This is a genomic window from Edaphocola aurantiacus, from assembly GCF_019797745.1.
GTDB lineage: Bacteria > Bacteroidota > Bacteroidia > Chitinophagales > Chitinophagaceae > Edaphocola > Edaphocola aurantiacus.
On sequence record NZ_VOSI01000005.1, the window covers coordinates 206,310 to 230,322 of the forward strand.

General features: G+C 44.7%; 23 protein-coding genes. 12 read left to right on the forward strand and 11 right to left on the reverse strand.

The features are described from left to right. Positions 1 to 66: 66 nt before the first annotated feature. From FTD44_RS15645 to FTD44_RS15660, 4 genes are all read left to right on the forward strand, one after another. Positions 67 to 447 carry a gliding motility-associated C-terminal domain-containing protein gene (locus FTD44_RS15645; RefSeq protein ID WP_222167313.1) on the forward strand — a complete coding sequence of 127 codons (381 nt, stop codon included), beginning with the start codon at positions 67 to 69 and terminating at the stop codon, positions 445 to 447. 39 nt (positions 448 to 486) lie between these two features. Further along, on the forward strand, positions 487 to 939 hold the full coding sequence (locus FTD44_RS15650; RefSeq protein WP_222167314.1) for a GNAT family N-acetyltransferase: 453 nt from the start codon (positions 487 to 489) through the stop codon (positions 937 to 939). A gap of 18 nt (positions 940 to 957) precedes the next feature. Further along, positions 958 to 1,245 (forward strand): helix-hairpin-helix domain-containing protein, encoded by a 288-nt coding sequence (locus tag FTD44_RS15655; protein ID WP_222167315.1) that lies wholly within the window; start codon positions 958 to 960, stop codon positions 1,243 to 1,245. A 199-nt stretch (positions 1,246 to 1,444) separates the two neighbouring features. After that, positions 1,445 to 1,999, forward strand: coding sequence for an NADAR family protein (locus tag FTD44_RS15660; protein WP_222167316.1), 555 nt, complete (start codon positions 1,445 to 1,447; stop codon positions 1,997 to 1,999). Positions 2,000 to 2,198: 199 nt separating this feature from the next. Here the strand turns inward: FTD44_RS15660 and FTD44_RS15665 are convergent, their stop codons facing one another. From FTD44_RS15665 to FTD44_RS15695, 7 genes are all read right to left on the reverse strand, one after another. Then, positions 2,199 to 3,383, reverse strand: coding sequence for a M20 metallopeptidase family protein (locus FTD44_RS15665; protein ID WP_222167317.1), 1,185 nt, complete (start codon positions 3,381 to 3,383; stop codon positions 2,199 to 2,201). 5 nt (positions 3,384 to 3,388) lie between these two features. After that, on the reverse strand, positions 3,389 to 3,982 hold the full coding sequence (locus FTD44_RS15670; protein ID WP_222167318.1) for an SPOR domain-containing protein: 594 nt from the start codon (positions 3,980 to 3,982) through the stop codon (positions 3,389 to 3,391). A gap of 2 nt (positions 3,983 to 3,984) precedes the next feature. Next, on the reverse strand, positions 3,985 to 4,647 hold the full coding sequence (gene deoC / locus FTD44_RS15675; protein ID WP_222167319.1) for a deoxyribose-phosphate aldolase: 663 nt from the start codon (positions 4,645 to 4,647) through the stop codon (positions 3,985 to 3,987). 25 nt (positions 4,648 to 4,672) lie between these two features. After that, on the reverse strand, positions 4,673 to 5,572 hold the full coding sequence (locus FTD44_RS15680) for a DUF4249 domain-containing protein (protein ID WP_222167320.1): 900 nt from the start codon (positions 5,570 to 5,572) through the stop codon (positions 4,673 to 4,675). A 15-nt stretch (positions 5,573 to 5,587) separates the two neighbouring features. After that, entirely contained in the window at positions 5,588 to 6,388 is an 801-nt protein-coding gene (rlmB, locus tag FTD44_RS15685) for a 23S rRNA (guanosine(2251)-2'-O)-methyltransferase RlmB (RefSeq protein WP_222167321.1), read from the reverse strand. Between the two features lie 6 nt (positions 6,389 to 6,394). Further along, positions 6,395 to 6,871, reverse strand: coding sequence for a thioredoxin family protein (locus FTD44_RS15690; protein WP_222167322.1), 477 nt, complete (start codon positions 6,869 to 6,871; stop codon positions 6,395 to 6,397). Between the two features lie 108 nt (positions 6,872 to 6,979). Further along, complete coding sequence (locus tag FTD44_RS15695) at positions 6,980 to 7,936, reverse strand: lytic transglycosylase domain-containing protein (protein WP_222167323.1); 957 nt, start codon at positions 7,934 to 7,936, stop codon at positions 6,980 to 6,982. A gap of 178 nt (positions 7,937 to 8,114) precedes the next feature. Here FTD44_RS15695 and carA point away from each other — a divergent pair, with 178 nt between their 5' ends. The 7 genes from carA to FTD44_RS15730 all read left to right on the forward strand — a co-directional run bounded on the left by carA (position 8,115) and on the right by FTD44_RS15730 (position 17,596). After that, a complete protein-coding gene (gene carA / locus FTD44_RS15700; protein ID WP_222167324.1) occupies positions 8,115 to 9,236 on the forward strand; it encodes a glutamine-hydrolyzing carbamoyl-phosphate synthase small subunit in 1,122 nt (373 codons plus the stop codon). 42 nt (positions 9,237 to 9,278) lie between these two features. After that, the gene (locus FTD44_RS15705; RefSeq protein WP_222167325.1) at positions 9,279 to 10,229 is read left to right on the forward strand and encodes an NAD-dependent epimerase/dehydratase family protein; all 951 of its coding nucleotides are present in this window, start codon (positions 9,279 to 9,281) and stop codon (positions 10,227 to 10,229) included. 1,069 nt (positions 10,230 to 11,298) lie between these two features. Further along, on the forward strand, positions 11,299 to 12,507 hold the full coding sequence (locus tag FTD44_RS15710; protein ID WP_222167326.1) for an NAD(P)/FAD-dependent oxidoreductase: 1,209 nt from the start codon (positions 11,299 to 11,301) through the stop codon (positions 12,505 to 12,507). An 84-nt stretch (positions 12,508 to 12,591) separates the two neighbouring features. Beyond that, positions 12,592 to 12,969: a hypothetical protein gene (locus tag FTD44_RS15715; RefSeq protein WP_222167327.1), complete on the forward strand. Its 378-nt coding sequence runs from the start codon at positions 12,592 to 12,594 to the stop codon at positions 12,967 to 12,969. A 78-nt stretch (positions 12,970 to 13,047) separates the two neighbouring features. Next, positions 13,048 to 13,887 carry a DUF3347 domain-containing protein gene (locus FTD44_RS15720; RefSeq protein ID WP_222167328.1) on the forward strand — a complete coding sequence of 280 codons (840 nt, stop codon included), beginning with the start codon at positions 13,048 to 13,050 and terminating at the stop codon, positions 13,885 to 13,887. 22 nt (positions 13,888 to 13,909) lie between these two features. Next, entirely contained in the window at positions 13,910 to 16,171 is a 2,262-nt protein-coding gene (locus FTD44_RS15725; RefSeq protein WP_222167329.1) for a multicopper oxidase family protein, read from the forward strand. Positions 16,172 to 16,345: 174 nt separating this feature from the next. Beyond that, on the forward strand, positions 16,346 to 17,596 hold the full coding sequence (locus tag FTD44_RS15730; RefSeq protein WP_222167330.1) for a PKD domain-containing protein: 1,251 nt from the start codon (positions 16,346 to 16,348) through the stop codon (positions 17,594 to 17,596). Positions 17,597 to 17,700: 104 nt separating this feature from the next. On the opposite strand, the gene FTD44_RS15735 is transcribed toward FTD44_RS15730, so the two are convergent. Then, positions 17,701 to 18,324, reverse strand: coding sequence for an outer membrane beta-barrel protein (locus tag FTD44_RS15735; protein WP_222167331.1), 624 nt, complete (start codon positions 18,322 to 18,324; stop codon positions 17,701 to 17,703). A gap of 71 nt (positions 18,325 to 18,395) precedes the next feature. Further along, a complete protein-coding gene (locus tag FTD44_RS15740; protein ID WP_222167332.1) occupies positions 18,396 to 20,696 on the reverse strand; it encodes a M4 family metallopeptidase in 2,301 nt (766 codons plus the stop codon). 456 nt (positions 20,697 to 21,152) lie between these two features. Here FTD44_RS15740 and FTD44_RS15745 point away from each other — a divergent pair, with 456 nt between their 5' ends. Continuing rightward, positions 21,153 to 22,199, forward strand: coding sequence for a hypothetical protein (locus tag FTD44_RS15745; protein WP_222167333.1), 1,047 nt, complete (start codon positions 21,153 to 21,155; stop codon positions 22,197 to 22,199). Between the two features lie 140 nt (positions 22,200 to 22,339). Here FTD44_RS15745 and FTD44_RS15750 read toward each other — a convergent pair whose 3' ends face one another. Beyond that, positions 22,340 to 23,503: a homogentisate 1,2-dioxygenase gene (locus FTD44_RS15750; RefSeq protein ID WP_129022018.1), complete on the reverse strand. Its 1,164-nt coding sequence runs from the start codon at positions 23,501 to 23,503 to the stop codon at positions 22,340 to 22,342. Positions 23,504 to 23,519: 16 nt separating this feature from the next. Further along, positions 23,520 to 23,918 carry an acyl-CoA thioesterase gene (locus FTD44_RS15755; RefSeq protein ID WP_129022019.1) on the reverse strand — a complete coding sequence of 133 codons (399 nt, stop codon included), beginning with the start codon at positions 23,916 to 23,918 and terminating at the stop codon, positions 23,520 to 23,522. Positions 23,919 to 24,013: the final 95 nt, after the last annotated feature.

Below are 24,013 nucleotides of genomic sequence, written 5' to 3' on the forward strand. Positions count from 1 at the left end.
CTTTTTTGTCAAACGCTTTTTAGCTTTTATACGTCTTTTAAAGTAGAATGTAATAAATTGTGAGCTATGCGTAGAATGGTACTCCTGCTAATAACGGTACTTTGTGCAGGAACAGAAATGTTTGCACAGGAACAAAAAGAAATAAACAAACAAACAGAAATAGTAGCCCAGAGAAATATACTGATTCCTAATGCTTTTACGCCTAATGGAGACGGAAAGAATGATGTATTCAAACTGATCAACGTAAAAGGTGCACAAGTGATTGAGTTTAAGATATTTAATCGTTGGGGAACGGTTATGTTCAATACCGTTGATCCGGAAGAAGGCTGGGACGGACGCTACCGTAACCAGGAGCAGCCGGTAGGTGTGTATGGCTACGGCATCCGTATTAAATACAGCGACGGAGTTATCGAAACCTACAGAGGTACTGTTACCCTTATCCGGTAAGCGTGCAGCAGCACTTGCTACTTTTAGTATCTTTGATGCATGCAGGACTTTAACATAAGAAAGTATACACCGGAAGATAAAGCAGGTATTATGCATATGATCCGGTTAAATACACCAGCGTATTTTGCACCGGAAGAGGCAGCAGATCTGGATCATTACCTTGATCATGAAGTAGAACAGTATTTTGTTGTACTGAATGAAGCAGAGACCCTTATCGGTTGCGGGGGCATCAATTATTTTCCGGAAGAGCAACTTGCCCGTATCAGCTGGGATATTATTCATCCAGAATGGCAGGGCAAGGGCGTAGGTTCCCGTTTACTGCAGCATCGCCTGGATGTATTAAAACCTGATGAACAGGTAAACACAATTATGGTCAGAACCTCACAGCTGGTTTATCCCTTTTATGAAAAGAACGGATTCAGGCTGTCGGAAATAGTAAAAGACTACTGGGCTCCCGGATTTGATCTGTACACAATGTTGTACCAATATTAATGTCTAAATATCTATATTATGGCTACGATAATCTGGAAAACATGTGAAATGGGGCATCGCTTTCAGAAAAGCAGCGATTGCCCGGTATGCCCTAAATGTGCCGAACTATCCCGGCCGGAAGAGGGGCTTTTATCCCGCTTGTCGGCACCGGCAAGAAGAGCATTGGAAAGCCATAATATACATAACGCCAGTACCTTATCGGCTTATTGCCTTAAGGAAGTGCTGTCCTGGCATGGCATTGGTAAAGCCAGTATCCCGATCTTTATGGGCGCACTGGAGCAAGAGGGATTGCACTTTAAAGAATAATTACAGATTTTCATTATATACACAAGTTTAGTTAATTGGTAATTAGTGGTTTGTGTTAGATAACGGCTGTGCGGTTGCATAGCCGTTATTGTTTTTTGTATCACTCCTGTACAAAATGTAGCGGTGTTTTTACAATTAAAGATAGAAAGTAGATATTTTTGCATCAATTAAGAAACGAGTATTTAATAAGAATTATAAGATGACATACAATCTGGACTGGCTAATAGACAATGTTGAAAAAGGAACGCGAGCAAAATATTTATTTTTCTGGGGACACCAGAAAAGTAAAAGTGGAGAACTGACATCATCTTGTTTTAGTCAATGGTGGACATCACCTTTTATCGTTGACAAAGTAAAATATAACACTGCCGAGCATTGGATGATGGCACAAAAAGCACTTTTGTTTGACGACCAAGAAACTTATGAGAAGATCATTATTGCAAAATCTCCTGCAGAAGCAAAATCTTTGGGCAGGCAAGTGCGCAATTTTGATGATACTACCTGGAACAGCAAACGATTTGAAATGGTTGTGAAAGGAAACTTTGAGAAATTCACACAGGATAAGGACTTGAAAGACTTTTTACTTAATACAAAAGACAGGGTTTTAGTAGAAGCGAGTCCTGTCGACAGAATCTGGGGCAACGGACTGGCAGCAGATAGCGACAAATCAGAAAATCCCAAGTGTTGGAATGGATTAAATCTACTTGGCTTTGCTCTGATGGAAGTTAGAGATATGATCCTGAATGCTGAATAGGCAAAATGGATACTTTAGATAGGATACAAATAGTGCTGTAAATTAATGCTATGTGTATAAAGTGTTTTTACATACTAATAAAGGCTGCGTGGTAACGCAGCCTTTATTAGTATTATTTATTTGAATATGACTTCTGCATCAAGGCAAAACGTAGTCAATAAATTAAATTAAATGGAAATGAATAATCTAAGGGGGGTACTTATTTGTTCAGATATTGATAAGCTGTCCAGGCCATCAATCCAGCACCGGTAATCAGAGCTGATTCATCAATATCGAAACGGGCATGATGCACCGGGAAAGTAAACTCCTGATTATCTTTATTGGTACCCAGGCGGTAAAAACATCCGGGTATTTCGTGGCTGTAGAAGCTGAAATCTTCGGCAGTCATACGCATATCCAGGTCTCCCACCTTTTCTGCACCCAGGTAATTGATCGCTTCTGCTTTTACCATATCATGCAGTTCCGGATCATTATACAGGCTAGGGTAGCCGTCAGGGAAGTGTACCTCAGCTGTTGCACCCCAGGCCGCACAGGTATCCTCGCATACCTTTTTGAGCAGCTCCAGCGCCTCTTTGCGCCAGGGCTCATCGAAGGTACGCATAGTGCCCAGAATCTCTACTGTTTCTGGTATTACATTGGTTACCATACCTCCGGAGATCTTACCGAAAGTAAGTACCGTCGGCGTTAGCGGATTACAGCGGCGGGATACGATCTGCTGCAGGGAAACAATAAGGTTCGCCGCAATCGTAATCGGATCTATTGTTTTATGCGGAAGGGCAGCATGGCCGCCTTTTCCCTTAATGGTAATATGGATTTCGTCTGCACTGGCCATATACTGACCAGGGCGGAAAGCTACTGTCCCTGCTGGTAATTCCGGGAAAACGTGCAGCCCTATAATGGCTGAAGGTCTTGGATTTTCCAGTACACCGGCTTTGATCATAAGACTGGCGCCACCAGGGCTTTGTTCTTCGCCCGGTTGAAAGATCAGTTTCACCGTTCCTGAAAATTCTTGTTTAATATCATTTAGAATGCGTGCAGCGCCTAAAAGACAGGTGGTATGTACATCATGTCCGCAGGCATGCATTACCCCTTCATTGGTACTTTTGTACGGCACCTCATTCTGCTCGTGAATCGGTAGCGCATCCATATCGGCCCTCAAGGCTATACAACTCCGTTCCGCATCATTACCACGAATATAGCCGACAATACCGGTACCGGCAATGCCTTTTTCAAAAGGAATGCCCATTTCGCTGAGTTGGCTGCAGACATATTCCATAGTTTCCTGCTCTTCAAAAGAAAGCTCAGGGTGTGCATGTAAATGTCTCCTGGTCTGGATAAGGTAATCGTTTAATGCCTGTGCCTTGGAATGGATGGCTTCTTTCATGTGTATTAATGTGCCGAATCGTTTTTAGAAGAAGTACCTGTATTCAGGTTTGTGCCTGGTAAGCCTGCCGGTTTGGGCGGAATGCGGTTATTGATGAGCGATGGTACAATCATTACAGTATAGCTTTGTCCCAGGTAGCGATAGAACTCGCCGGCTTCCTGGCGGCTGCGGAAATCACCTACACGTATTCTGTAATAAGGAGATGCATAAGTAATGTAAGAGCGTACAGAAGGGAAGCGCTTCATAAAGTCAATCTTTACGGATTTGGCTTTTTCACGATCCGGGCCACTATAGATCTGGATGCGATAACCTTTGGAAACGTTTGATATTCTTCGTTTTACAGTATATGTACCACCTTCTTCGGTATAATGATCTACACTCTCCAGGCTTTGCTGTTGCGGGGCCTGCTCCTTTGGTACCTGTGCCGATGGCGGCGGGGCCGATGGTTTGGAACTTTGTGCACCAGGCATCTCCGGACCTATCATCTTACCCGTGCTCACAGCCTTAGGAGGCAGGTTGCCGGATTTTTTATCTTGAGAATATCCTAATTTATTAACAATCAATAGCAATGATAGTGTTAGATAAAGTAGTTTTTTCATAATTACATGTTTTTGCGTTGTTCTTTAGCAATCTGCACACTGGCCGATGCGCCGATACGGCTGGCCCCTGCTGCCACATATTTTGCTGCATCATCATAGGTTCTGATGCCACCTGAAGCTTTGATCATAATCGATTCTGGAAGGTGTGCCCGCATCAGTTGAACTGCCTCCAGGCTAGCGCCTTTTTCAGCATAGCCTGTTGATGTTTTTACAAAATCAACATGATGTTTGGCATACAATTCGCAGGAGCGTATAATTTCAGTATCGGTCAGTATTCCACTTTCGATAATAACCTTTAATGCTTTGTTATTCAGTCTTATTGGTACTAATATTTTAGCAACTTCTTTAGATAGGAAATCCCAATCTCCATTCTTTAAAGCAGCCAGGTTGTGCACCATATCAATCTCGTCTGCACCGTCGGCCAATGCATCTTCTACTTCCTGCACCTTGCTTTTAGTACTGCTGTACCCAAATGGGAAGCCGATTACCGTAGCTACCTTTACCGGAGTATTCAGTAGTATCTGCTTCGCCGCTTTCACGTAAAAGGGAGGCACACATACTGCTGCAAACTGATACGTAATCGCATCCTGGCAGAGTTGCTCTACTTCGCTAATCGTCGTTGACGGTTTTAGTATTGTATGGTCTATATATGATTCTATCTGCATTGTTTATTTAGATAGTGTTAGTCTTTTAATTTATAATCAGTGTTTTATATGCAGATGCATATCCTGCCCAAATGCCCAGTGCACCATTGGAAACATTGCTGCCTACCTTAATCGGGGTACTGAAGGGATTGCCCGTTGTGCCTATAGAGAACTCCAGCGTTTGCCAGAAAGTATAGGTGGTGCGGTCAATCGCAGACCATTTTACGGTAACAGTATCGCCTCGTTCAAAGTAGCGGTAAGTCATGAAATTAAAGGTATCCATAGGTTGAACGCCATTAGAAATGTCGATGTCTATAGAGGTGCCGTTAATGATATCATCATTATATGTCGAAAAACGATCGGTAAGGTACCCTTCGTTATTGCGGCTTGTAAATATACGTACGCTGTTGCCCGGTGTATCCGGATCGGTATAACGGGCTTTTAATTGGCGAAAATCCGGATTATTGTCCACCACTTCCGGCAATTGCTCTGCCCAGATAGAATCCAGGGCTTTTACATGCGGAATGAAAGTGGAGGCTTCGTGTATTTTGCCTTGATAATCAATAGTTAGCTTGTACGATCTTCCCTGCACACCCAAAAAAGTGAGATCTGCTGCATTAGCGGTATCCACCGTATAAAAAGAGTAGCGGTTATTCAGCGTATCAATACTATACTCCCTTAACTGGATCGTACGGGTGCCATCGCTGACTTTTACCGTAGCACCATGTATAAAAGAGTTTTGCAGATTGCCCAGGTCTATTTTGGAAAAGAAGCCCAGGCTTTTGGTCAGTAATACAAACGGTGGCTGACCTGCTTCAATATTCCCTTCTACGACCAGTTTTTCAGTAATGTCGGTAGGGAGATTGAAGTTGACTTCTTTCTCGCAGGAGCTGAATCCGGCGATGATACCTATTAAAATAATTACAGACGCGAATAGCTTTTTCATAAAAAGTAGACTGTTTTACTGTCTTTGCTTGAATGTCTCATACATTATGATGCCGGCTGCAACAGAAACGTTCAGGGAATCGAAATGTTCAGACATAGGTATTTTCACCAGGTGATCTGCTGTTTTTAAAACATAATTGCTCACACCGGTATCTTCTGCACCCATTACTACAGCCAGCGGCGCTTTCAGATCTACATCGCTCAGCATTGTTTCGGTTTGCAGACTGGTTGCAATCACAATGATACCGTTTAAACGTAAAGTATCGATTGCTTGTTGCACAGAAGCAACACGGCAGATCGCGATTTTCTCCAGTGCACCGGCAGAGGTTTTGATTCCATCTTCCGTAATGGCCGCATTGTTAGAGCTGGGCACTACAATTGCATGTGCACCAAAGCCATAAGCCGAACGGGCAATGGCACCCATATTACGGGTATCGGTAATGCCGTCCAGCACAACCAGGAGAGGAGTCTCGCCCTTATCCACAATCAGGTCTATAACGCCCTGCAATGGCTGATAAGTGATCAAGCCGGCAATAGCCACCACACCCTGGTGGTTGACTTTGGTAAAACGGTCCAGTTTTTCGGTAGGTACATAACTTACCATAATGTCCCGCTTCTTTGCCAGGTTCTTGATCGTACCGATCTCATCTCCTGTAGCTGTTTTTAAGATAAAAATCTTTTCAATATCTGTACTTTCATTCAGTGCCTCGATCAGGGGTTTGCGCCCGATGATCAAACGGCTTTTAGGTACAGAAGTGCGCTGATTGCGATAATTACTGGTGGTATTCTTGCTGTTGCTGTTGTTGTTAAAGCTCAAAATGTATTAAGGATTAATCTTTTTATAAGTCCATATTTTCAGGAAATCGGCTATTTTCTCTGCACTATACCCCCTTCCTTCTTCAAGAAAGGCTGTATTCTGGGTCATAATCTGTTGTCCTTTTTCATTGAGGATAACAATAACCGGAAAGCCGAATCGCTGAGGCTCCTGCAGGGAATGCAGCACCTTTTCGTTTTTATTTTCTTTACTATAGTTCACATGAACTACTTCATATTCATTCAGAAAGGTTTTCAGAGAGTCGTTCTCGCTCAGAAAACGATCCAGTCGCATGCACCAGGTACACCAGTTGCCACCGACAAAAACCATAATATGCTTTTTGTTTTTTGCTGCACTTTTCTTTGCATCGGCAATCGCTTTGCTGGCATCTGCTTCCGGATGGTATACTTTTTTAGCAGCGGTTTGCTGGCTAAAGCTCTGAAGACCAAACAGGATACAAATAATCAGTAACCAGAATCTTTTCATATTTCATTTTGCTCCCTTTGGAAGAGGGGCTCTTTGTATTGGCAAATGTAGCATATATCAGGCAGATAACACAAAAATACTGGGTCTATGCGTTGCTGCAACTGGATTTTAGCTGTTGGGTATTAAGATACGGTATGTTTTCCCGGCGCGTACGGTCAGTGATTTGCTGCGCAGCCATTGGTTAGCCAGTTTGATCTGCTGGTAAGTACTGCCGTTTTGCTTGGCCCACGCCGCCAGGTCGGGAATCGAGTTGGCCACCTCAACGGTACGGCCTGCAATTGGCTGATACACATCGTCTTTCTCGATCACAAAGCCAAGTTTGTCTGAGTTGGAAATGATGTACTTCAGTGCCAGGATGCGGTATACATAGCGATTGGTCTCTTCCGGCAGCAGCAGGTTGTAATAATTGGTTTCGTATTGCTGGCTGCTGTAATTACTGTATCCGCCCATGCCCATATTATAGGAAGCAGCGGCTGCAGTCCAGTTGCCAAATTTGGTATAAGCCTGTTTCAGGTAGCGGCAGGCAGCCTCTGTAGACCTTTCCAGGTCGTAGCGCTCATCTACCTCATCGGTGATCTCCAGTCCGAATTGCTGTCCGGAACCTTTCAGGAATTGCCAGTAACCGGCTGCGCCAGCTTTGGACACCTGGTTGTACAGGGCACTTTCTGCCACGCAGAGATATTTAAAATCTTCCGGCAGGCCATTGGCTTTAAGAATGCGCTCAATAGTAGGGAAGGTGCGGTAAGCCAGTTTTAATATATATATGGTACTGCCGTGCATATAAGCATTAAACAGCAACTCGCGGTCCAGTCTTTCTTTTACATCCCAGCGGCTGAGCGGGGTAGCCTCGCCGGCAAATGCAATACTCTTTGGTAATTTAGGTGCAGCCCATTTGCCACTGGTAGACAATGGTGTATACGCCTCAGTAGGTGCAGAATTTACTACAGGAGCATTGGTCGTCAGCGTATTGTCGTCAGCACTGTTTCTGTCCTTTTTCTTATCTGTTGCCAGGGCAGGAAGGCTTAATCCTAAGAAGGTGAAGCCCAGTATATATCTGTTTATCATATGGTGGTATTTGTATGGTTGTGGAATGTAATACAAGCTTAAACTTGCAATATAACTAAGAAATTGCAGAATAATTTGTTAATGAAATGATACAAAATACGAGAAACAATTTATTAATGAGTATATTTGCACCCCGGTAGATATTACCACATTCCCGCATTACATTATTTAATTATTTATGCCCCAACAAGCTAACATCGAAAGACCGGCTTACTTGTTATTAGAAGACGGTACCTTATTCAAAGGAAAATCATTTGGTAAAATCGGAACGACCGGAGGGGAGCTTTGCTTCAATACCGGTATGACCGGCTACCAGGAAGTATTTACCGACCCATCTTATTCCGGACAAATGCTGATTATGAATACAGCATATGTTGGGAACTATGGTGTGAATGACGTAGATGTAGAATCCGGGAAAGTGATGATCAAAGGCCTGATCTGTAAAAATATCACTGCCCGTTATTCCAGAATGATGGCAACCGGTTCTTTAAGTGACTACCTTATCGAAAACGGCATCGTTGCCATCCAGGACGTGGACACCCGCGCACTGGTACAGCACGTACGTACCAAAGGTGCTATGAACTGTGTTATCTCTTCTGAACATGAAGATATTGCGCAGCTGCAGGAAGCACTGAAGGCTATTCCTAAAATGGAAGGTCTGGACCTGGCTTCAGGTGTCAGCACCAAAGAAGCATATACCTTCGGTAGCGAAGATGCTCCGATCCGTGTATCGGTGCTGGACTTCGGTATCAAGCGCAACATGTTACAATGTTTTGCCGACAGAGGTGTGTATGTAAAAGTATTCCCGGCTACTTCCGGTATCGATGACCTGCTGTCCTTTAACCCGGATGGTATCTTCGTATCCAATGGCCCCGGCGATCCGGCTTCTATGGGTTATGCGATCAAAACCGTACAGGATATCCTGGCCAGCGGTAAGCCAATGTTTGGTATCTGCTTAGGACACCAGTTACTGGCCCTGGCTAATGGTATCAAAACCTTCAAAATGCACCACGGTCACAGAGGTCTGAACCACCCGGTGAAAAACCTGATCAGCGGCCGCAGCGAGATCACTACGCAGAACCACGGTTTTGGTGTAGACCAGGAATCCATCAAAGAACATGCTGATACTGTTGAAGTATCTCACGTAAACCTGAATGACGGTTCTATCGAAGGTATCCGTATCAAGAACAAACCAGCCTTCTCGGTACAGTATCACCCGGAAAGTACACCTGGTCCTTACGATTCCCGTTACCTGTTTGACGATTTCCTGAACCTGATCAAAAAACATAAATTAAACTAATACACAATCATTCGTAAACCTTACGGATAATCATATTATTATATGGAGAAAATTTTGGTGATCGGTGCCGGCGGACAGATCGGCGTAGAACTGACATTAGCATTAAGAGAAAAATACGGTGCAGATAATGTAATTGCATCTGACATTCGCGAACCGCATGCCTTACTGGCAAATAGTGGTCCGTTTGTAGAACTGGATGTGATGAACTCACACGCAGTGTCTCTGCTGGTACAGAAAGAAAAGATCACTCAGATATATTTACTGGCTGCTATCCTGTCTGCAACAGGGGAGAAGAACCCGCTGTGGGCCTGGGATATCAACATGAAGAGCCTGATGAATATACTGGATATCTGTGTGGAGCATAAAGTAGCCAAACTGTACTGGCCTAGCTCTATTGCAGTATTTGGTAACACCACTCCTAAAGATAACACTGAACAAAAGACTGTTATTGAGCCGGTTACGGTTTATGGTATCAGTAAGTACGCCGGTGAGTTATGGTGTCAGTACTACTTCAACAAATACGGACTGGATGTGCGCAGCCTGCGCTACCCGGGCCTGATCAGCTGGAAATCAGCTCCAGGTGGTGGTACTACCGATTATGCAATCGATATCTATATCGAAGCATTAAAGAAACAATCTTATGAGTGTTTCCTTGGCGAAGATACTTACCTGCCGATGATGTATATGGATGATGCCATCCGTGCAACAATCGAACTGATGGAAGCGCCAAAAGAATCTATCAAAAACAGGATGTCTTATAACCTGTCCGGTATGAGTTTCTCTCCTAAAGAGATCGCAGCATCTATTCAAAAACATATTCCTGGGTTCACGATCAGTTACGCTCCTGACTTCCGTCAGCAGATCGCAGATAGCTGGCCGAACAGTATTGACGACAGCGAAGCGGCAAAAGACTGGGGTTGGAAAACAGAATTTGACCTGGATAAAATGACAGAAGCCATGCTGGAAAACCTGAAAACGGTAAACAGAATGTAATCTTAGTCATATTATAATATTAAAAAATTCGTCCGGAGCATTTGCTCCGGACGAATTTTTTAATGAAGTATTCTCTTCCCATCTAGCGCACGCGCCCTCTCATGTGCCGTTCTTCCCGTCATTCCACTGCGCTCAAATAGTGGTTTCCGATTTTATCGACCTAGCCAATGATTTTATGAATGCCGGATTTATAAGGGCATCCTAAGTGATCTGTACAAGTACACATCGCTTATTGTTTTCATCACAGCGATAGCCATTTTGGAGTGGAGCTGCGATCGTTGAGCACCGAACGCGTCACACGTTAAGCTCAAACGATCAGTGCACGCAACGGTACAAAATGGCGGTGCACCGCAATCGCCTTGATGAAAACAAAGGCATTTTTGGTCCTTTTGTTGCCGGACAAAAGGACGAATAAAAGAGTTGACTACATGCGGATAGTCAGTTTATAATATTATGAAATATTTTCTATAAAATGTTAGGGCACAAGCCTTTGCATGCGCCATTTTCCCATCATTTAGAGTATAAACGAATAGCAAGTGCAACTTTTGATGAAGTTTGCGAGCGTAGTTGTGCAGTGGCGTCAAGAAATCTTCAAGTCTTAGTGCAAAAGGAGATAGGGCGAATGGATGTTCCTGGAGTGAGTGCATCGGGTATTAAACCGTGTAGTGGCAACCATTACACATGTACAAGCAATAGTTGTCAGTGTACTGGTAGCCATTGCTAATGTACTATTAATGATTGCTTGTGTACTATGGATGATTGCTAGTGTGTTATTAACGATTGCTAGTGTGCTATTAACGATTGCTAGTGTGCTATTAACGATTGCTAGTGTGCTATTAACGATTGCTAGTGTGCTATTAACGATTGCTAGTGTGCTATTAACGATTGCTAGTGTGCTATTAATGATTGCTAGTGTACTATGAATGATTGCTAGTGTACTATGAACGATTGCTAGTGTGCTGGGAATCATCCATCATCATCCTTTTTTAACACGGAGAACTGCCCGGAATTGCTTAAATTTGAGTAGAACTTATTACACCTGAACTGATACTACCCAAAACTACAGGTTATGAAACTCAAATCCAGTGAGCCATTCTGGCTGGTGAAAAACGGGATCATAGCATCTTACCCATCGGTGAAGCAAGATCTCGAAACCGACATTCTTATTGTCGGAGGAGGCATTACCGGAAGCCTCATGGCCCATCAATGCATACAGGATGGGTACAGGGTTATCCTTACTGACCGGCGCGAGATTGCTCATGGTAGCACCTCAGCCTCGACCTCCATGTTACAGTACGAAATAGATACGCCTTTATACCGCCTGATCGATATGATCGGTGAGGAAGGAGCTGTAACCAGTTACCAGGCTTGTTTTGAAGCGATCGGGCATCTGGGAGAGATTGCAGCTTCGGTTCGCTCTCATTGCGGCTTTGAGGCAAAACAATCTCTGTACTTTGCTGCATTTAAGAAAGACCTGCCCTGGCTGGAGCAGGAATTTGAAGCAAGACATAAATATGGCTTTCCGGTGCATTGGCTTTCCGAAGAGGTGATCCTTTCCGAATACGAAATGCATCATGCATACGGAGGTATTCTTTCAGAGCAGGGCGCCAGTGTAGATATATTCCGGCTTACCCATGATCTTTTACAGCACAACATAGCAAAGGGATTACAGGTTTATGACCAGACCAATATTGAAGAAGTGCGTTATAAACGTAACGGCATAGAAGCCCGTACCGAATATGGTACAAAGATCAAAGCCCGGAAGATTGTATACTGTAACGGATACGAAAGTACAGAGACCATTAAGGAATCATTCGTTCGCCTGTTGTCTACCTATGCATTGGTAGGAGAGTGTTTTGAAGCCGATGAGGGCAATACCCTGAAAGATACCCTGTTCTGGAACACAGCCGATCCTTACCTGTATATGCGTACTACAGATGATAACCGGCTGCTGATCGGTGGCGGGGACGAAGACTTCGTAAATGCACAGAAGAGAGATCACCTGATCCCGGCTAAGGAGGCTAAACTGAGAAAGCAATTAGAGCGACTAATGCCTGATTATGAACTCCGTACAGACTTTACCTGGGCAGGTACGTTCGGTGCTACCAAAGATGGATTACCTTATATAGGCACACATCCCGATTTCAAGAATGCCTATTTTGTATTAGGTTTCGGGGGCAATGGTATTACCTTTTCCGTAACCGGTATGCAGATGCTTTCAGCCTATCTGAAAGGGCAGCACCATCCACTCAATCACTTTTTCCGGTTCAGGAGGTAGACAGATAAAATGAAAATATCTTAAGAACAATTTAAGGTATCAAATACAAGGCTGGTCAGAAATTACTTTACATTTGTAACATTAATGAAAAACAGGATATTGTACATATTGCTCTGCTGCATTGGTCTTTTATTCACCCCGCGGGTGAGTACAGCCTGTGCCTCAGCAGTAAACACAAAATCCTGTACCACTCAAAAACTACAGCATCATAAGAGCAGTGTGGAAAAACATTCTTGTTGCCACAAAGACCGTAAGGTAAAACATGCCGATTGTAAACATTGCAGCGGACATTCCTGTACTTGTTCCGGTTCTGTACGCAGCAGCTTCGACACCTCATTGACCGAGGCTTATGATCTGTCTCTTGTAACACAATACTGGCAGGACCTGGCGGCTATAGCCGTTGCTGATCAATCGTACCTGTCCGCCGGCTTTTACTCCTGCTGGTTACCCCCTAAAATATAAGATTTCTTGTTGTACAGCCATACATGTGCTCTGTAAGGAACACATCATGTTTTTAATTCATCATTAAATATTCCAACAATGAAATCTATCATAAAGATTGCAGCATTAATCCTATTCCTGCTGCCCGTATCCGCATCTGCACAGCAGTTCAAACACTCCAAACAAGTTACAGTGCCCGTTTCCGGCAATTGCGATATGTGCGCGGCTACGATACAAAAAGCGGGTAACGCCAAACAATTATCCTCCGTAAGCTGGAACAAGGATACCAAAATCGCCACCATAACCTTCGACAGCAGCCGCACATCAGCAGATGCAGTATTGAAGAAAATAGCCCTGGCGGGTTATGACAATCCCTCTTTCCGTGCACCGGAAGATGTCTATGCAGCCTTACCGGGCTGTTGTAAATATGAGCGTGCTGTAGCGGTACAGCCGGCAGCTCAGCATCATCAGATGCAGGACCATAAACCGCATGAGCAGATACAAAACCAAAGCCTGCTGCAACCGGTGCTGAACAACTACCTGGCCGTAAAAGATGCGCTGGTACAGTCAGATGGAGCAGCGGTGCAACAACAGGCTACAGCCTTGCAGAAAACCCTGGAAGGCATTTCGATGAGCAGCCTTGGTGAGAAAGAACATATGGCCTGGATGAAGGTGTATGAGCAACTGATCGCAGAAAGCAAAGTGATGGCCGCCGGCAAAGATGTGGCGAAGCAACGCCGTGTGTTTATAGAATTGTCTCAGCATATGTACACACTGGTGCAGACCATGGAACTGACCGAGCCCCTGTACTGGCAGTTCTGCCCCATGTATAATAATGGCAAGGGGGCCAACTGGATCAGTAAGGAAAAAGAGATTCAGAATCCGTATTATGGCAGCCAGATGTTGACCTGTGGCCGTGTAGCAGCAACTATAGAATAGATCATAACCTAAATAAGAACGCATGCAAAAAAGACATTTTTGGAGTGGCTGCTTATTTGTGATCATACTATGGAGTGCATGCAGCACCTGGGCACAAAAAGTAGTCCGCTACGACCTGTATATACAGGATACCACTGTTAACTTTACCGGTAAGACCAAGCGTGCCATTGCCGTCAATGGCCAGATACCAATGCCCGACCTCCATTTTACCGAAGGTGATACCGCCGAGATATGGGTCCATAATCAACTTGAGGAATCTACCTCTTTGCACTGGCATGGTTTATTCCTGCCCAATAAAGAGGATGGGGTGCCTTACCTCACCCAGATGCCCATTGCACCGGGTGCAACACATGTATACCGCTTTCCGCTCATACAGAACGGCACTCACTGGTATCATAGCCACAGCGGTCTGCAGGAGCAGATCGGTATGTACGGCAGCTTCATCATTCATAAACGTGAGGGAGATAAAACCGTGCGAAAAGGAATTGATGATCTGCCGGTTATGCCTGTGATCTTAAGTGAATGGACCGATATGAAACCAGAGAATGTGCATCGTATGCTGCACAATGCCAATGACTGGTTTGCCCTGCGCAAGAATGCCGTGCAGAGCTATACAGAAGCAGCACAGGCAGGCAAGCTGGGAGTGAAATTCAGTAATGAATGGAAGCGTATGCTGGCTATGGATGTCAGCGACGTGTATTACGATAAGGTATTACTGAACGGCCAAACTGAACTACAGTTCGATCAATACAATCAGCAGCCCTTGAAGGCCGGCGATAAAGTCAGGCTGCGGATCTCCAATGGAGGGGCATCATCCTATTTCTGGCTGCGCTATGCAGGTGGTAAGATTACGGTTGTGGCTACTGATGGCAATGATGTTGAACCGGTTGATGTAGATCGCCTGATCATTGCAGTATCAGAGACGTACGATATTGTCCTGACCATTCCACAGGAGGGTTTATCGTACGAATTGCTGGCAACTACTGAAGACCGTACCCAGTCTGCTTCTATGTATATCGGCAATGGAATCAGGCAACTGATCAGCCCGCTGCCCAGGCTTCGTTATTTTGAGGGAATGAAGATGATGAATGATATGATGAAGATGAACGGAGACATGAAGGACATGGGTATGAATATGAGCCTGAACCAGATGGATATGAATATGGTCATGTATCCAGAGGCGATGAATGCAGGTGGCAAAGGCCAGCAGATGGATCATTCGGCCCATGATGGCCATAGTAATGGCATGCAACCCATGGTAAAGAAGCCGGGTATCGTAACCCTGAATTATGCCATGATGAAGGCCACCGCGCCCACTACCTTGCCCGATGGGCCGGTACGTACCCTCACCTTCGAGCTGACGGGTAATATGAACCGGTATGTCTGGAGCTTGGACAATAAAGTAGTCTCAGAAACCGATAAAATACTGATCCGGAAAGGGGAAAACCTGAGGCTGGTTATATATAACAACTCTATGATGCGACACCCCATGCACCTGCACGGGCACGACTTTCGTGTGCTGAACGGGCAGGGAGCCTATGCCCCGCTGAAGAATGTGATCGATATCATGCCTATGGAAACAGATACGCTCGAGTTTCATGCCAATGCCGAAGGCGACTGGTTCTTTCACTGCCACATTCTGTATCATATGATGAGTGGCATGGGCCGTATCTTCAGCTATACACCCGCTACACCTAATCCATTATTGCCCGAGCCTAAAAAGGCCCTGCGCATGTTGTATATGGATGATCGTATGCCGCACTTTATGGCTGAGAATGATTTTGCCAGCAATGGTAATGATGGCATGTTTATGCTGCAAAATACCCGTTGGAGCCTGGGCACAGAGTGGCGGCTGGGTTATAATTCCATGCATGGTTTTGAGACCGAGACCCATCTGGGCCGGTACATCGGCCGCATGCAATGGCTTATGCCTTTTGTAGGCTTCGACTGGCGCTACCGCAAAATGGGCCATCATGAGGTGGAGCGCAACCTCTTCGGGCAGACCAATACCAAAGACAACCGGGCTATGCTCAGTCTCGGGGTACAATATACACTGCCCATGCTGGTCCAGTTCCAGGCAGAGGTATACCAGGATGGTAACCTGCGCCTGCAGCTGATGCGGGAAGACATACCACTGGCCAAAAGGCTGAGAATGAGCTTTATGGTAAATACCGATAAAGAGTATATGGCCGGACTGCGGTATATTATACACCGCAATTTTGCCCTGTCGGCGCATTACGACAGCGATATGGGCTTTGGTGCCGGACTTACTGTAAGCTATTAATATGAAGCGGATACATTATTGTATCCGCTTTTTTATTGACTGTTCACCGTTGTAAATGACCAGCCGTATTTAGTAATAGAATAGGGTATTATGGATTTGAGAACTACTGGAATTTGTTTTTATAATATGTATTGAAAATTATATAATTATATTTGATGGGTAATCATTCAGATCATGAAACGTTTTCTTTTTTTGTGGAGTATTCTGCTCCTCACCTTTTCTCCATCCAGGGCAGCAGACAGCCTGCGTGTATTGTTTATCGGGAATAGTATGACCTATTTTAACGATATGCCATATATGTTCCGCTCTATAGCAATAGAAAAGGGTAAGCCAGTAGCCGTACAGTTTTATGCACCTGGTGGCTCGGGCTTTATCAATCATGTGAGTGATCCGAATGTCTGGAACTTATTTGCTGATGCACCCTGGGATGTAGTGGTGCTGCAGCCGGGCACTTCCGAATCGGCCGGGGCTTCTGCTACAGTAAATGAAACCATCGGCCGGGGCAGGCAACTGCTGGATTCGGTATATCATTATAATCCCTGTGCCAGAGTATTCCTGTATGAAATCCCTTATGGAGTGCCTTCGGCAAGTACATACAATAACTATTTTGCAGTGCAGACTATGATCCGGGATTCGATCAGCAAAATGGCCGACTCCCTTCATGTGCAGATGATCCCTGCAGGGGAGTGTGCCCGTGCCTATTATGCTATGCATCAGAATCTGCTGTTGCATGGCAGTTACAATGATATACATCCCAGTGCTAATGGTTCTTTGTTGATCGCCGCAGCAAGCTATGCCGCCATTTTTCAGGATACGGTTTCCGGATCAGCTTATCATGCCAATCTGGTTGCCGATACTGCAGCTAAATTGTACAGCATTGCGGATACTGTTGTGCTCTATGATCTTACCGATTGGCGTATCAACACATACAACCTGCATGCAGCTTTTAGCTATGCATCATCCGGTTTGAGTATTACGTTTAATAGTAATGTGGCTAATGCAGCACAGGTATCCTGGGACTTTGGTGATGGGCAGAGCAGTACGGTCCTGAATCCGGTACATACTTATAGCAATCCCGGAACCTATACGGTAAGCCTCACAGTCTCTGGTGTAAATGGATGTACAGAAAGCGTCTCGCAGATATTGACAGTTGCGGGCAGTACAGGGATAAAAGGCATTGCATCTGACTATAGTGTAAGTATATATCCAAATCCTGTAGATAATAAGTGTATGATACATCAGGACAAACTTATTTATACGCAGTACGAATTGTTGAACTATATGGGACAGCATGTGATTGGTGACATGATAAGCACCACTGACCATGGCCTTGATTTATCGGGACTTCCAGCAGGGACTTATCTGTTGTATTTATCCGGTACAGATTCGGGCCACCGCCTTATTCGCCTGATTAAGCTGTCTTAGTTATATGTGCTGTATATCATTGTTTTATACAAATAGATCATTAATAAACAATCGGGGTGCCAGAAATGGCACCCCGATTGTTTATTAATCAAAAATATACTTACTCAAAACCGGTAACCGATACCTGCATTCCACACCAGACTGTTGCGGTAATACTTGCTTTCGGCCCAGGGGGCTGTTGTATAGCGAACATTGCTGTTGATATACAATCCCTTCCATACAAAAGCCTTCAGGTTAATGCCCAGCTGCAGGCCTGCTGTGCTGATATCTTTCGATGCCGCATCCATAACCGGTTCATAGAAGAAACCATTACTTAGCCAGCCGCTCACTACATCTGAGGTGTACCAGCCATAATTGATACCGGCAAAGGGACTAACCTCCCAGTGCTTTGACTGGTATGCAGTGTAATGATAATTGATGCCGATCAGTGTCCGGCTGATGGTGGCAATACCACCATTGGATAATTCACTGTATTCCATGTTATGGTACTTGCGGAAATAATAGTTGTAATATACTTCCAGTCCTTGTTTACCCTTGCCCAGGGTATAACTTAATTCCGGAACGGATTCATGCGCATCAAATAAAACTACTGGTCCGAACGGCTCTTTTTCAGGATTGAAAAAGTTGGCATACAGGTTAGTGCTGAGCTGCACAGAATGTGTGTACTGCGCCACTGCATTAAAAGAAAGGCAACATGCTATAGGTAACAGGTAGTATGGTTTGAGCATCAGTATGTATTGTTAAGTAGTAGATAACCCATACCGGTGGTTTCCCGGCCGGTATGGGTGTTTAAAGATAATTATTGTTTTACAAATTGTTTCGTGGCAGTGAATTCACCTTGTTTAATGGTCAGGTGGTAGTTGCCCGGAGCATAGTTACCTACATTAAGTGTAAACTCTGCAGATTCAATAACACCTTCATACTTCACTACGCCTTGCAGGTCATATACTTGTACCTGAATAGGATTAGAAGGGCTGATCTCTGGCAATTCTACCGCTATATGTGCTACCTGGCTTACCGGGTTAGGGTTGATCACGATCACATGCTCCATATTGATGAAGTAGATCTTCTTGGTTGCAGAACCACAGATATCATTTACTTTCAGCGTAGTCGTCGTGTATGCACCATTAAAGTTATTGATACGGAATATATTATCCCAAGGAATAGTCGGAGACAGGATGCTGCGGTTCCAAGGGCCACTGTACGTCCATACATATCTGCGGGCATTACCGCCACTGGCTACGTAATCTTTAGGCATGCCACCGGAAATAGCTCCTGTAGTCGGGTAGTACAGAATAAAGCTAGGTCCGTTGATCACCAGCGGTACCCGTGGGCTACCCAGTCCTACAGCCGCCCAGGCATTGATTGTTTGCGTCAGTTCATTGGTACAATTACCATATATAGACATGGCACCCAGGATAGACCCCGTGCGGGCATCGTTATAGTTAGAGTTGTTACCCATGAAGTTATCCAGGTTATAGTAAGCGATATTACGGGCTTTATCTGCACCGATACCATTTACCGCTACACTGCCTACCATGCCATCCGGAGCACCGGCAGAACCTTGGGTCAGCAGGTAGAACCAGTAGTTCTGTACACCACTGTTGGTATGTACACCACCAGCATCACAGGTGCCATAATACCATCGGGCCCCGTGGTAAAATGATGGTTGCGCCTGACCATTGCAGGGAGACGCCACAGAAGCAGAAGGCTTGTTCAGTTTGCGCAGCAGCCAGGCATCCTCACCCAGATCCCAGTTAGTGTGTACCCCACCATTCAGGTAGCGCTCCACCTCATAACCAAAGATGTCGGAGAAGGATTCGTTAAGTGCACCAGATTCGTTCTGATACACCAGACCGGCAGTATACTGCGTTACAGCATGTGTAAATTCATGGCCCACAATGTCTTTAGTGGCCAGGTGGTTAGAACCGTTCTTGCCAAATACCAGCCATTTATCGGTAGGGCTCCAGTACGCATTCTGTATACTGGCTCCACCCATAATCTTCACTTCGGCATTGCTGTTATCGTAGCTGCTACGGTTCAGTATGTTTTTGTAATAGTTCCAGGTTTGCGTAGCTACCCAGTGCGGGGTAGTCTCCTCGGCACGATCCGATCCCCAGACATCATCTCCGTCAAAAGAGTTCTTGGTACAGTTGCCTATGGTACAGTCGTATCCGCCAAAGTTTTTATTGTTGTATTTCTTAGTCCAGATAGCCGCACCGCCATCATTGCTGCGCAGCACATGGTGGTTATAAAGCCCACCTCTATAGCGGGTATCGATATATGTATTGGTGCCGTAACCATAAGAAAGATCAGCCTGACCATCCTGTATATTGCTATACTCTTTTATGACCGTTCCGGTAGCCGCATCGACATACACCGTCATATCCAGTTCCGGGTTCAGTACCTTAATGGTAAATTTCCAGGCCAGCACAAACTCTTCCGGATTATAGAATTCATTTACATTCTTTTTAGCAATAATCAGCTCACCTACAGGATAGCTGGTAGCATAAGGATCTTCACGCTCTTCTTTATAAGAGGTTTCATAATCCTGATCCTGCCAGGAGAAGAGGCCGTTTGGCGCCAGGTGATCCATGGCTTTATCCAGCGCCTGAGTTTCACCCAGTGCCGGGGTTACAGACATGTTCAGGCCTTCTGCAACCTTTGCATTCACAATAGATACGCGATTGTTTTGAGAGTGGATAAACAATTCGGCATATTCAACCTTAACGCCTTTATGGACCTGGTTGTAGCGCATGTGTACCATTTTGCGCTGGTCTTCGATGAAAGGGTAATCATCATCTGTAGTACGCACCAGAACAAAATCATCATCAGCGCCAAAGCCATATGCCTGCATGATCTCCGGCAGGATATTGTCTATGGTAACGTTAGACTCCTCGGTCGCCTGTAGCCATCCCGACAGGTCTATAATGTCGAAATTCTGCTGAATGAAGGGGCTTCCGCCACCATTCTTAATGTAATTGGGTATATAACCCGGTGTCTGCGACTGTACCGCCGCTGTCTGTGCCTGCACCTGTAGCGAAAGCCCCAGCAAGGTAACAAAAAGGAATGCTTTTCTTTTTTTGTAAATAAAATGCATAAGTAAAAGAACGATACCACAATGAAAGGAACAGCAGGGCAGGTGGTACCGCAGATTTAGAGGCTGCGCTGCTGCATTGGTTTTTTGGGTAAGTGCGTATGCATAAGGGTAATTTACTGAAGTGGCCGGCGCGGTTTGCGTAGTGGTTTTTCGTAATAGCTAGGTCTTAATATTTAACATATGTGTTAAATATTAGGGCTAATGTATAGGTAATTGATTTTTATTCCAAGCTTTAGGAAATATATTTTTTTAGAGATGAATATTGCTTTGGTATACAGCTACCATTTTCGGGAGATGAGGTACGCTCTGGGAGCCTCGAAACGAAAAAAATGGTTTCTTCCAGGTACCATCAAGCACCTCAGGATACACGCCTTACCCAGTCACATGATTGTTTCACCAAGTGGTGCTTAAGTGGGTCTTTAATCCGTCTTATCTTGTGGTTTATAAATAATAGATATGTTCCACAATACCTTAACAAACAATTATTTAAGATCGTTATGTATCCTGATTTTTATCTGGCTTGCCTGTAGCTTTAATGTCTATGCCCAGCCCGGACCCTCTGGTGGGCAGTTGAGTATAAGAGTATACCATAAAGGCAAGCTGGTTAATCTTCGTGAAGACAATTGGAAGGTAATACCAACGAACATTAACCTGGCCGATACAAACCATGCCAGGGGCTGGTATACTCCTGAGCAGGAACCGGGATACTATTACATTATACCGAATCCTACACCTGCCGGCGGAGATGTAAGGGATAATTTTTACCTGGACATCGTGCATCACAGAGATACTATGCGCATACATCCGCCTGTTTTCCGGCATAGAAACATAGAACTGGATAGTATTCCTTTTGCCAAAGGGGATTATACTATTCCAATGAGTATATACCAGCTCAAAGCCATATCGAAAGATTCATCGCGTACTTACGATCAATTGCCCGTACCCAACATCTACAGCGACTGGAAACTGTTTCGGAAAGAAACCTATAAATGCTACCTGGAAAAGCTCATAGACCTGGACAGCGTACCGGAAGATAACAGCATTTATGGCGAACCGGATATCTATACTTATCGTAACTGGCCCTACCTTTCAGTAGCTTATGGGTCAGTCAATTATTATTTTAACCGTAATGTGGTTATACAGTATACTTACAGTACCCGTGCCGTAAAGGTTTTTGAGGTAAAGGATATTTCAGCAGATCATTTTGTCAGCTGGGGTGGCGGCGAACCCCGGATTACGGGCCTGTATCAGAAAGACGGGGATATTTTAGCAATGGTGTATAAGAATAGTGATAATTGCGGCATCTTCCGGTTGAACTTTGTGGAAGAGCAGGATACCCCGCGCGCTTCCGGACTGGTGCTGAAACAGCTGCAGGAGGAATATCAGTCCGCGATAAAAGCATTAAAGGTATACGAACCGGAGTACCGTGAACGGGAGACAAGAGTACTCACCGAGGCATATAAGGAACGCCGGAGTGCATTAATGCAGCAGCACAGACAATAAGATTCGTTCGCTGAGGCCTCAAAGCGAAAAATTGTCTACCCTTCGAGTACCTCATGGTACGGGTGTTCGTATCCGGATACAAAAAAACAAAAAGCGCGCCATGAATCATGACGCGCTTTTTATATATAGTATTGTAAAGATCAATCTTCGATCCAGCTAAGAGCATAGCCCTCATCTTCGATGTTCAGGGCATCATCAGTCATCTTCAGCGGGTGGAAGGTATCTACCATTACCGCCAGCTCCAGTGTTTCTTTAGCACCGATGCTCTTCTCCACTGTACCCGGGTGCGGACCATGCGGGATACCGGATGGGTGCAGGGTAATCATACCTTTGGTAACATGCTTACGGCTCATAAAGTCGCCGTCTACATAATACAGTACCTCATCGCTGTCGATATTACTGTGGTGGTACGGTGCCGGAATAGACAATGGATGATAGTCGAACAGGCGCGGTACAAACGAACAGATTACGAAATTATGTGCATCGAAGTGCTGATGTACCGGTGGTGGCTGGTGTACGCGGCCGGTAATAGGCTCGAAATCATGTATGCTGATGGCATAAGGATATTCGCAGCCATCCCAACCCACCACATCGAATGGATGGTAACCGTACCAGATAGGGTACATCAGTCCTTTTTTCTTAGTATTGATCAGGAACTCACCTTTGATGTCAAAGGTTTGCAGGTCCTGTGGTTTGCGGATGTCGCGCTCGCAGAACGGTGCATTTTCCAGCAGCTGTCCGTAACGGCTCAGGTAGCGTTTAGGGAAGGTAATCGGGCTGAAAGAATCTACGATAAACAGGCGGTTCTCTTCTGTTTTGAATTCGATCTGGTAGATACAGCCTCTCGGGATTACCAGGTAATCGCCGTAGCCAAACGGAATCTGGCCATACTGTGTTTTCAGTACGCCTTCGCCCACATGTACGAAGATAACTTCGTCCGCATCAGCATTTTTGAAAAATACATTGCCTTCCAGTCCCTTGGTAGGGGCTGCCAGTGCAATCTGTACATCATTATTAAATAAAACTACTTTTCTGGATTTCAGGTAATCAGCATTAGGTGCAACGCTGAATCCCTGGAAGCTGCGGTGCTTCAGGATATTTTCACTGGCTTGTTTAGGAGATACATCGTACGGCTCTTCGGTCTTGATGATTACCGTAGGCGGATGAACATGGTACAAAAGGGAATAATTAGAAGAAAAGCCTTCTGTACTGAATAATTGCTCTGAATACAATTTACCATTCTCCTGACGATACTGTGTGTGTCTCTTATTGGGAACTTTACCCAAACTATAATAATGTGCCATTTCGGTTTTACTTTTATTATGCTAAAATACCATTTTTAAATTTCTCTTTGATCTTTTCATCCAAAGATCTTGGATTTCCATCCTCATCTATACGTACAAATGTAGCGGCTGTGGTACAGGCCACGCTCTCTTCTGCATTATATACGCTATACTTACGGGCCTCTATTACAACGGTTATGGAGGTGTTACCTACATGAGACACTTCTCCGTACAGTCTGATGTGGTTACCGGCCTTTAAAGGCTTCTTGAATAAAAGCTCACCTACACGCAGGGTCACCATATTTGGTGTCTGGCAATATTCGGTGGCAAATGAGCCGGCGGCCTCATCAATCCATGACATCAGTATACCGCCAAAGAGGTTTCCGTGAATACCAATGTCTTTGGTCATCACGATTTTTTTGGTAATTAATTCCATACTACTTGCTGTGTGATTCTGATAAAAATCGCTGCAAATATAGCACTATTTGCGGGGCTTCGAATTTTATAAAATTAATATGACAAAATCCGCGT

Excerpts from the sequence above, each read along its gene's own strand:
- FTD44_RS15740 (WP_222167332.1), bottom strand. The coding sequence starts at position 20,696 with ATGCATTTTATTTACAAAAAAAGAAAAGCATTCCTTTTTGTTACCTTG.
- FTD44_RS15645 (WP_222167313.1), top strand. The coding sequence starts at position 67 with ATGCGTAGAATGGTACTCCTGCTAATAACGGTACTTTGTGCAGGAACA.
- FTD44_RS15695 (WP_222167323.1), bottom strand. The coding sequence starts at position 7,936 with ATGATAAACAGATATATACTGGGCTTCACCTTCTTAGGATTAAGCCTT.
- FTD44_RS15710 (WP_222167326.1), top strand. The coding sequence starts at position 11,299 with ATGAAACTCAAATCCAGTGAGCCATTCTGGCTGGTGAAAAACGGGATC.
- FTD44_RS15725 (WP_222167329.1), top strand. The coding sequence starts at position 13,910 with ATGCAAAAAAGACATTTTTGGAGTGGCTGCTTATTTGTGATCATACTA.
- FTD44_RS15755 (WP_129022019.1), bottom strand. The coding sequence starts at position 23,918 with ATGGAATTAATTACCAAAAAAATCGTGATGACCAAAGACATTGGTATT.
- FTD44_RS15690 (WP_222167322.1), bottom strand. The coding sequence starts at position 6,871 with ATGAAAAGATTCTGGTTACTGATTATTTGTATCCTGTTTGGTCTTCAG.
- FTD44_RS15665 (WP_222167317.1), bottom strand. The coding sequence starts at position 3,383 with ATGAAAGAAGCCATCCATTCCAAGGCACAGGCATTAAACGATTACCTT.
- FTD44_RS15730 (WP_222167330.1), top strand. The coding sequence starts at position 16,346 with ATGAAACGTTTTCTTTTTTTGTGGAGTATTCTGCTCCTCACCTTTTCT.
- FTD44_RS15680 (WP_222167320.1), bottom strand. The coding sequence starts at position 5,572 with ATGAAAAAGCTATTCGCGTCTGTAATTATTTTAATAGGTATCATCGCC.
- FTD44_RS15705 (WP_222167325.1), top strand. The coding sequence starts at position 9,279 with ATGGAGAAAATTTTGGTGATCGGTGCCGGCGGACAGATCGGCGTAGAA.
- FTD44_RS15720 (WP_222167328.1), top strand. The coding sequence starts at position 13,048 with ATGAAATCTATCATAAAGATTGCAGCATTAATCCTATTCCTGCTGCCC.
- FTD44_RS15660 (WP_222167316.1), top strand. The coding sequence starts at position 1,445 with ATGACATACAATCTGGACTGGCTAATAGACAATGTTGAAAAAGGAACG.
- FTD44_RS15655 (WP_222167315.1), top strand. The coding sequence starts at position 958 with ATGGCTACGATAATCTGGAAAACATGTGAAATGGGGCATCGCTTTCAG.
- carA (WP_222167324.1), top strand. The coding sequence starts at position 8,115 with ATGCCCCAACAAGCTAACATCGAAAGACCGGCTTACTTGTTATTAGAA.
- FTD44_RS15750 (WP_129022018.1), bottom strand. The coding sequence starts at position 23,503 with ATGGCACATTATTATAGTTTGGGTAAAGTTCCCAATAAGAGACACACA.
- FTD44_RS15715 (WP_222167327.1), top strand. The coding sequence starts at position 12,592 with ATGAAAAACAGGATATTGTACATATTGCTCTGCTGCATTGGTCTTTTA.
- FTD44_RS15650 (WP_222167314.1), top strand. The coding sequence starts at position 487 with ATGCAGGACTTTAACATAAGAAAGTATACACCGGAAGATAAAGCAGGT.
- FTD44_RS15745 (WP_222167333.1), top strand. The coding sequence starts at position 21,153 with ATGTTCCACAATACCTTAACAAACAATTATTTAAGATCGTTATGTATC.
- FTD44_RS15670 (WP_222167318.1), bottom strand. The coding sequence starts at position 3,982 with ATGAAAAAACTACTTTATCTAACACTATCATTGCTATTGATTGTTAAT.
- deoC (WP_222167319.1), bottom strand. The coding sequence starts at position 4,647 with ATGCAGATAGAATCATATATAGACCATACAATACTAAAACCGTCAACG.
- FTD44_RS15735 (WP_222167331.1), bottom strand. The coding sequence starts at position 18,324 with ATGCTCAAACCATACTACCTGTTACCTATAGCATGTTGCCTTTCTTTT.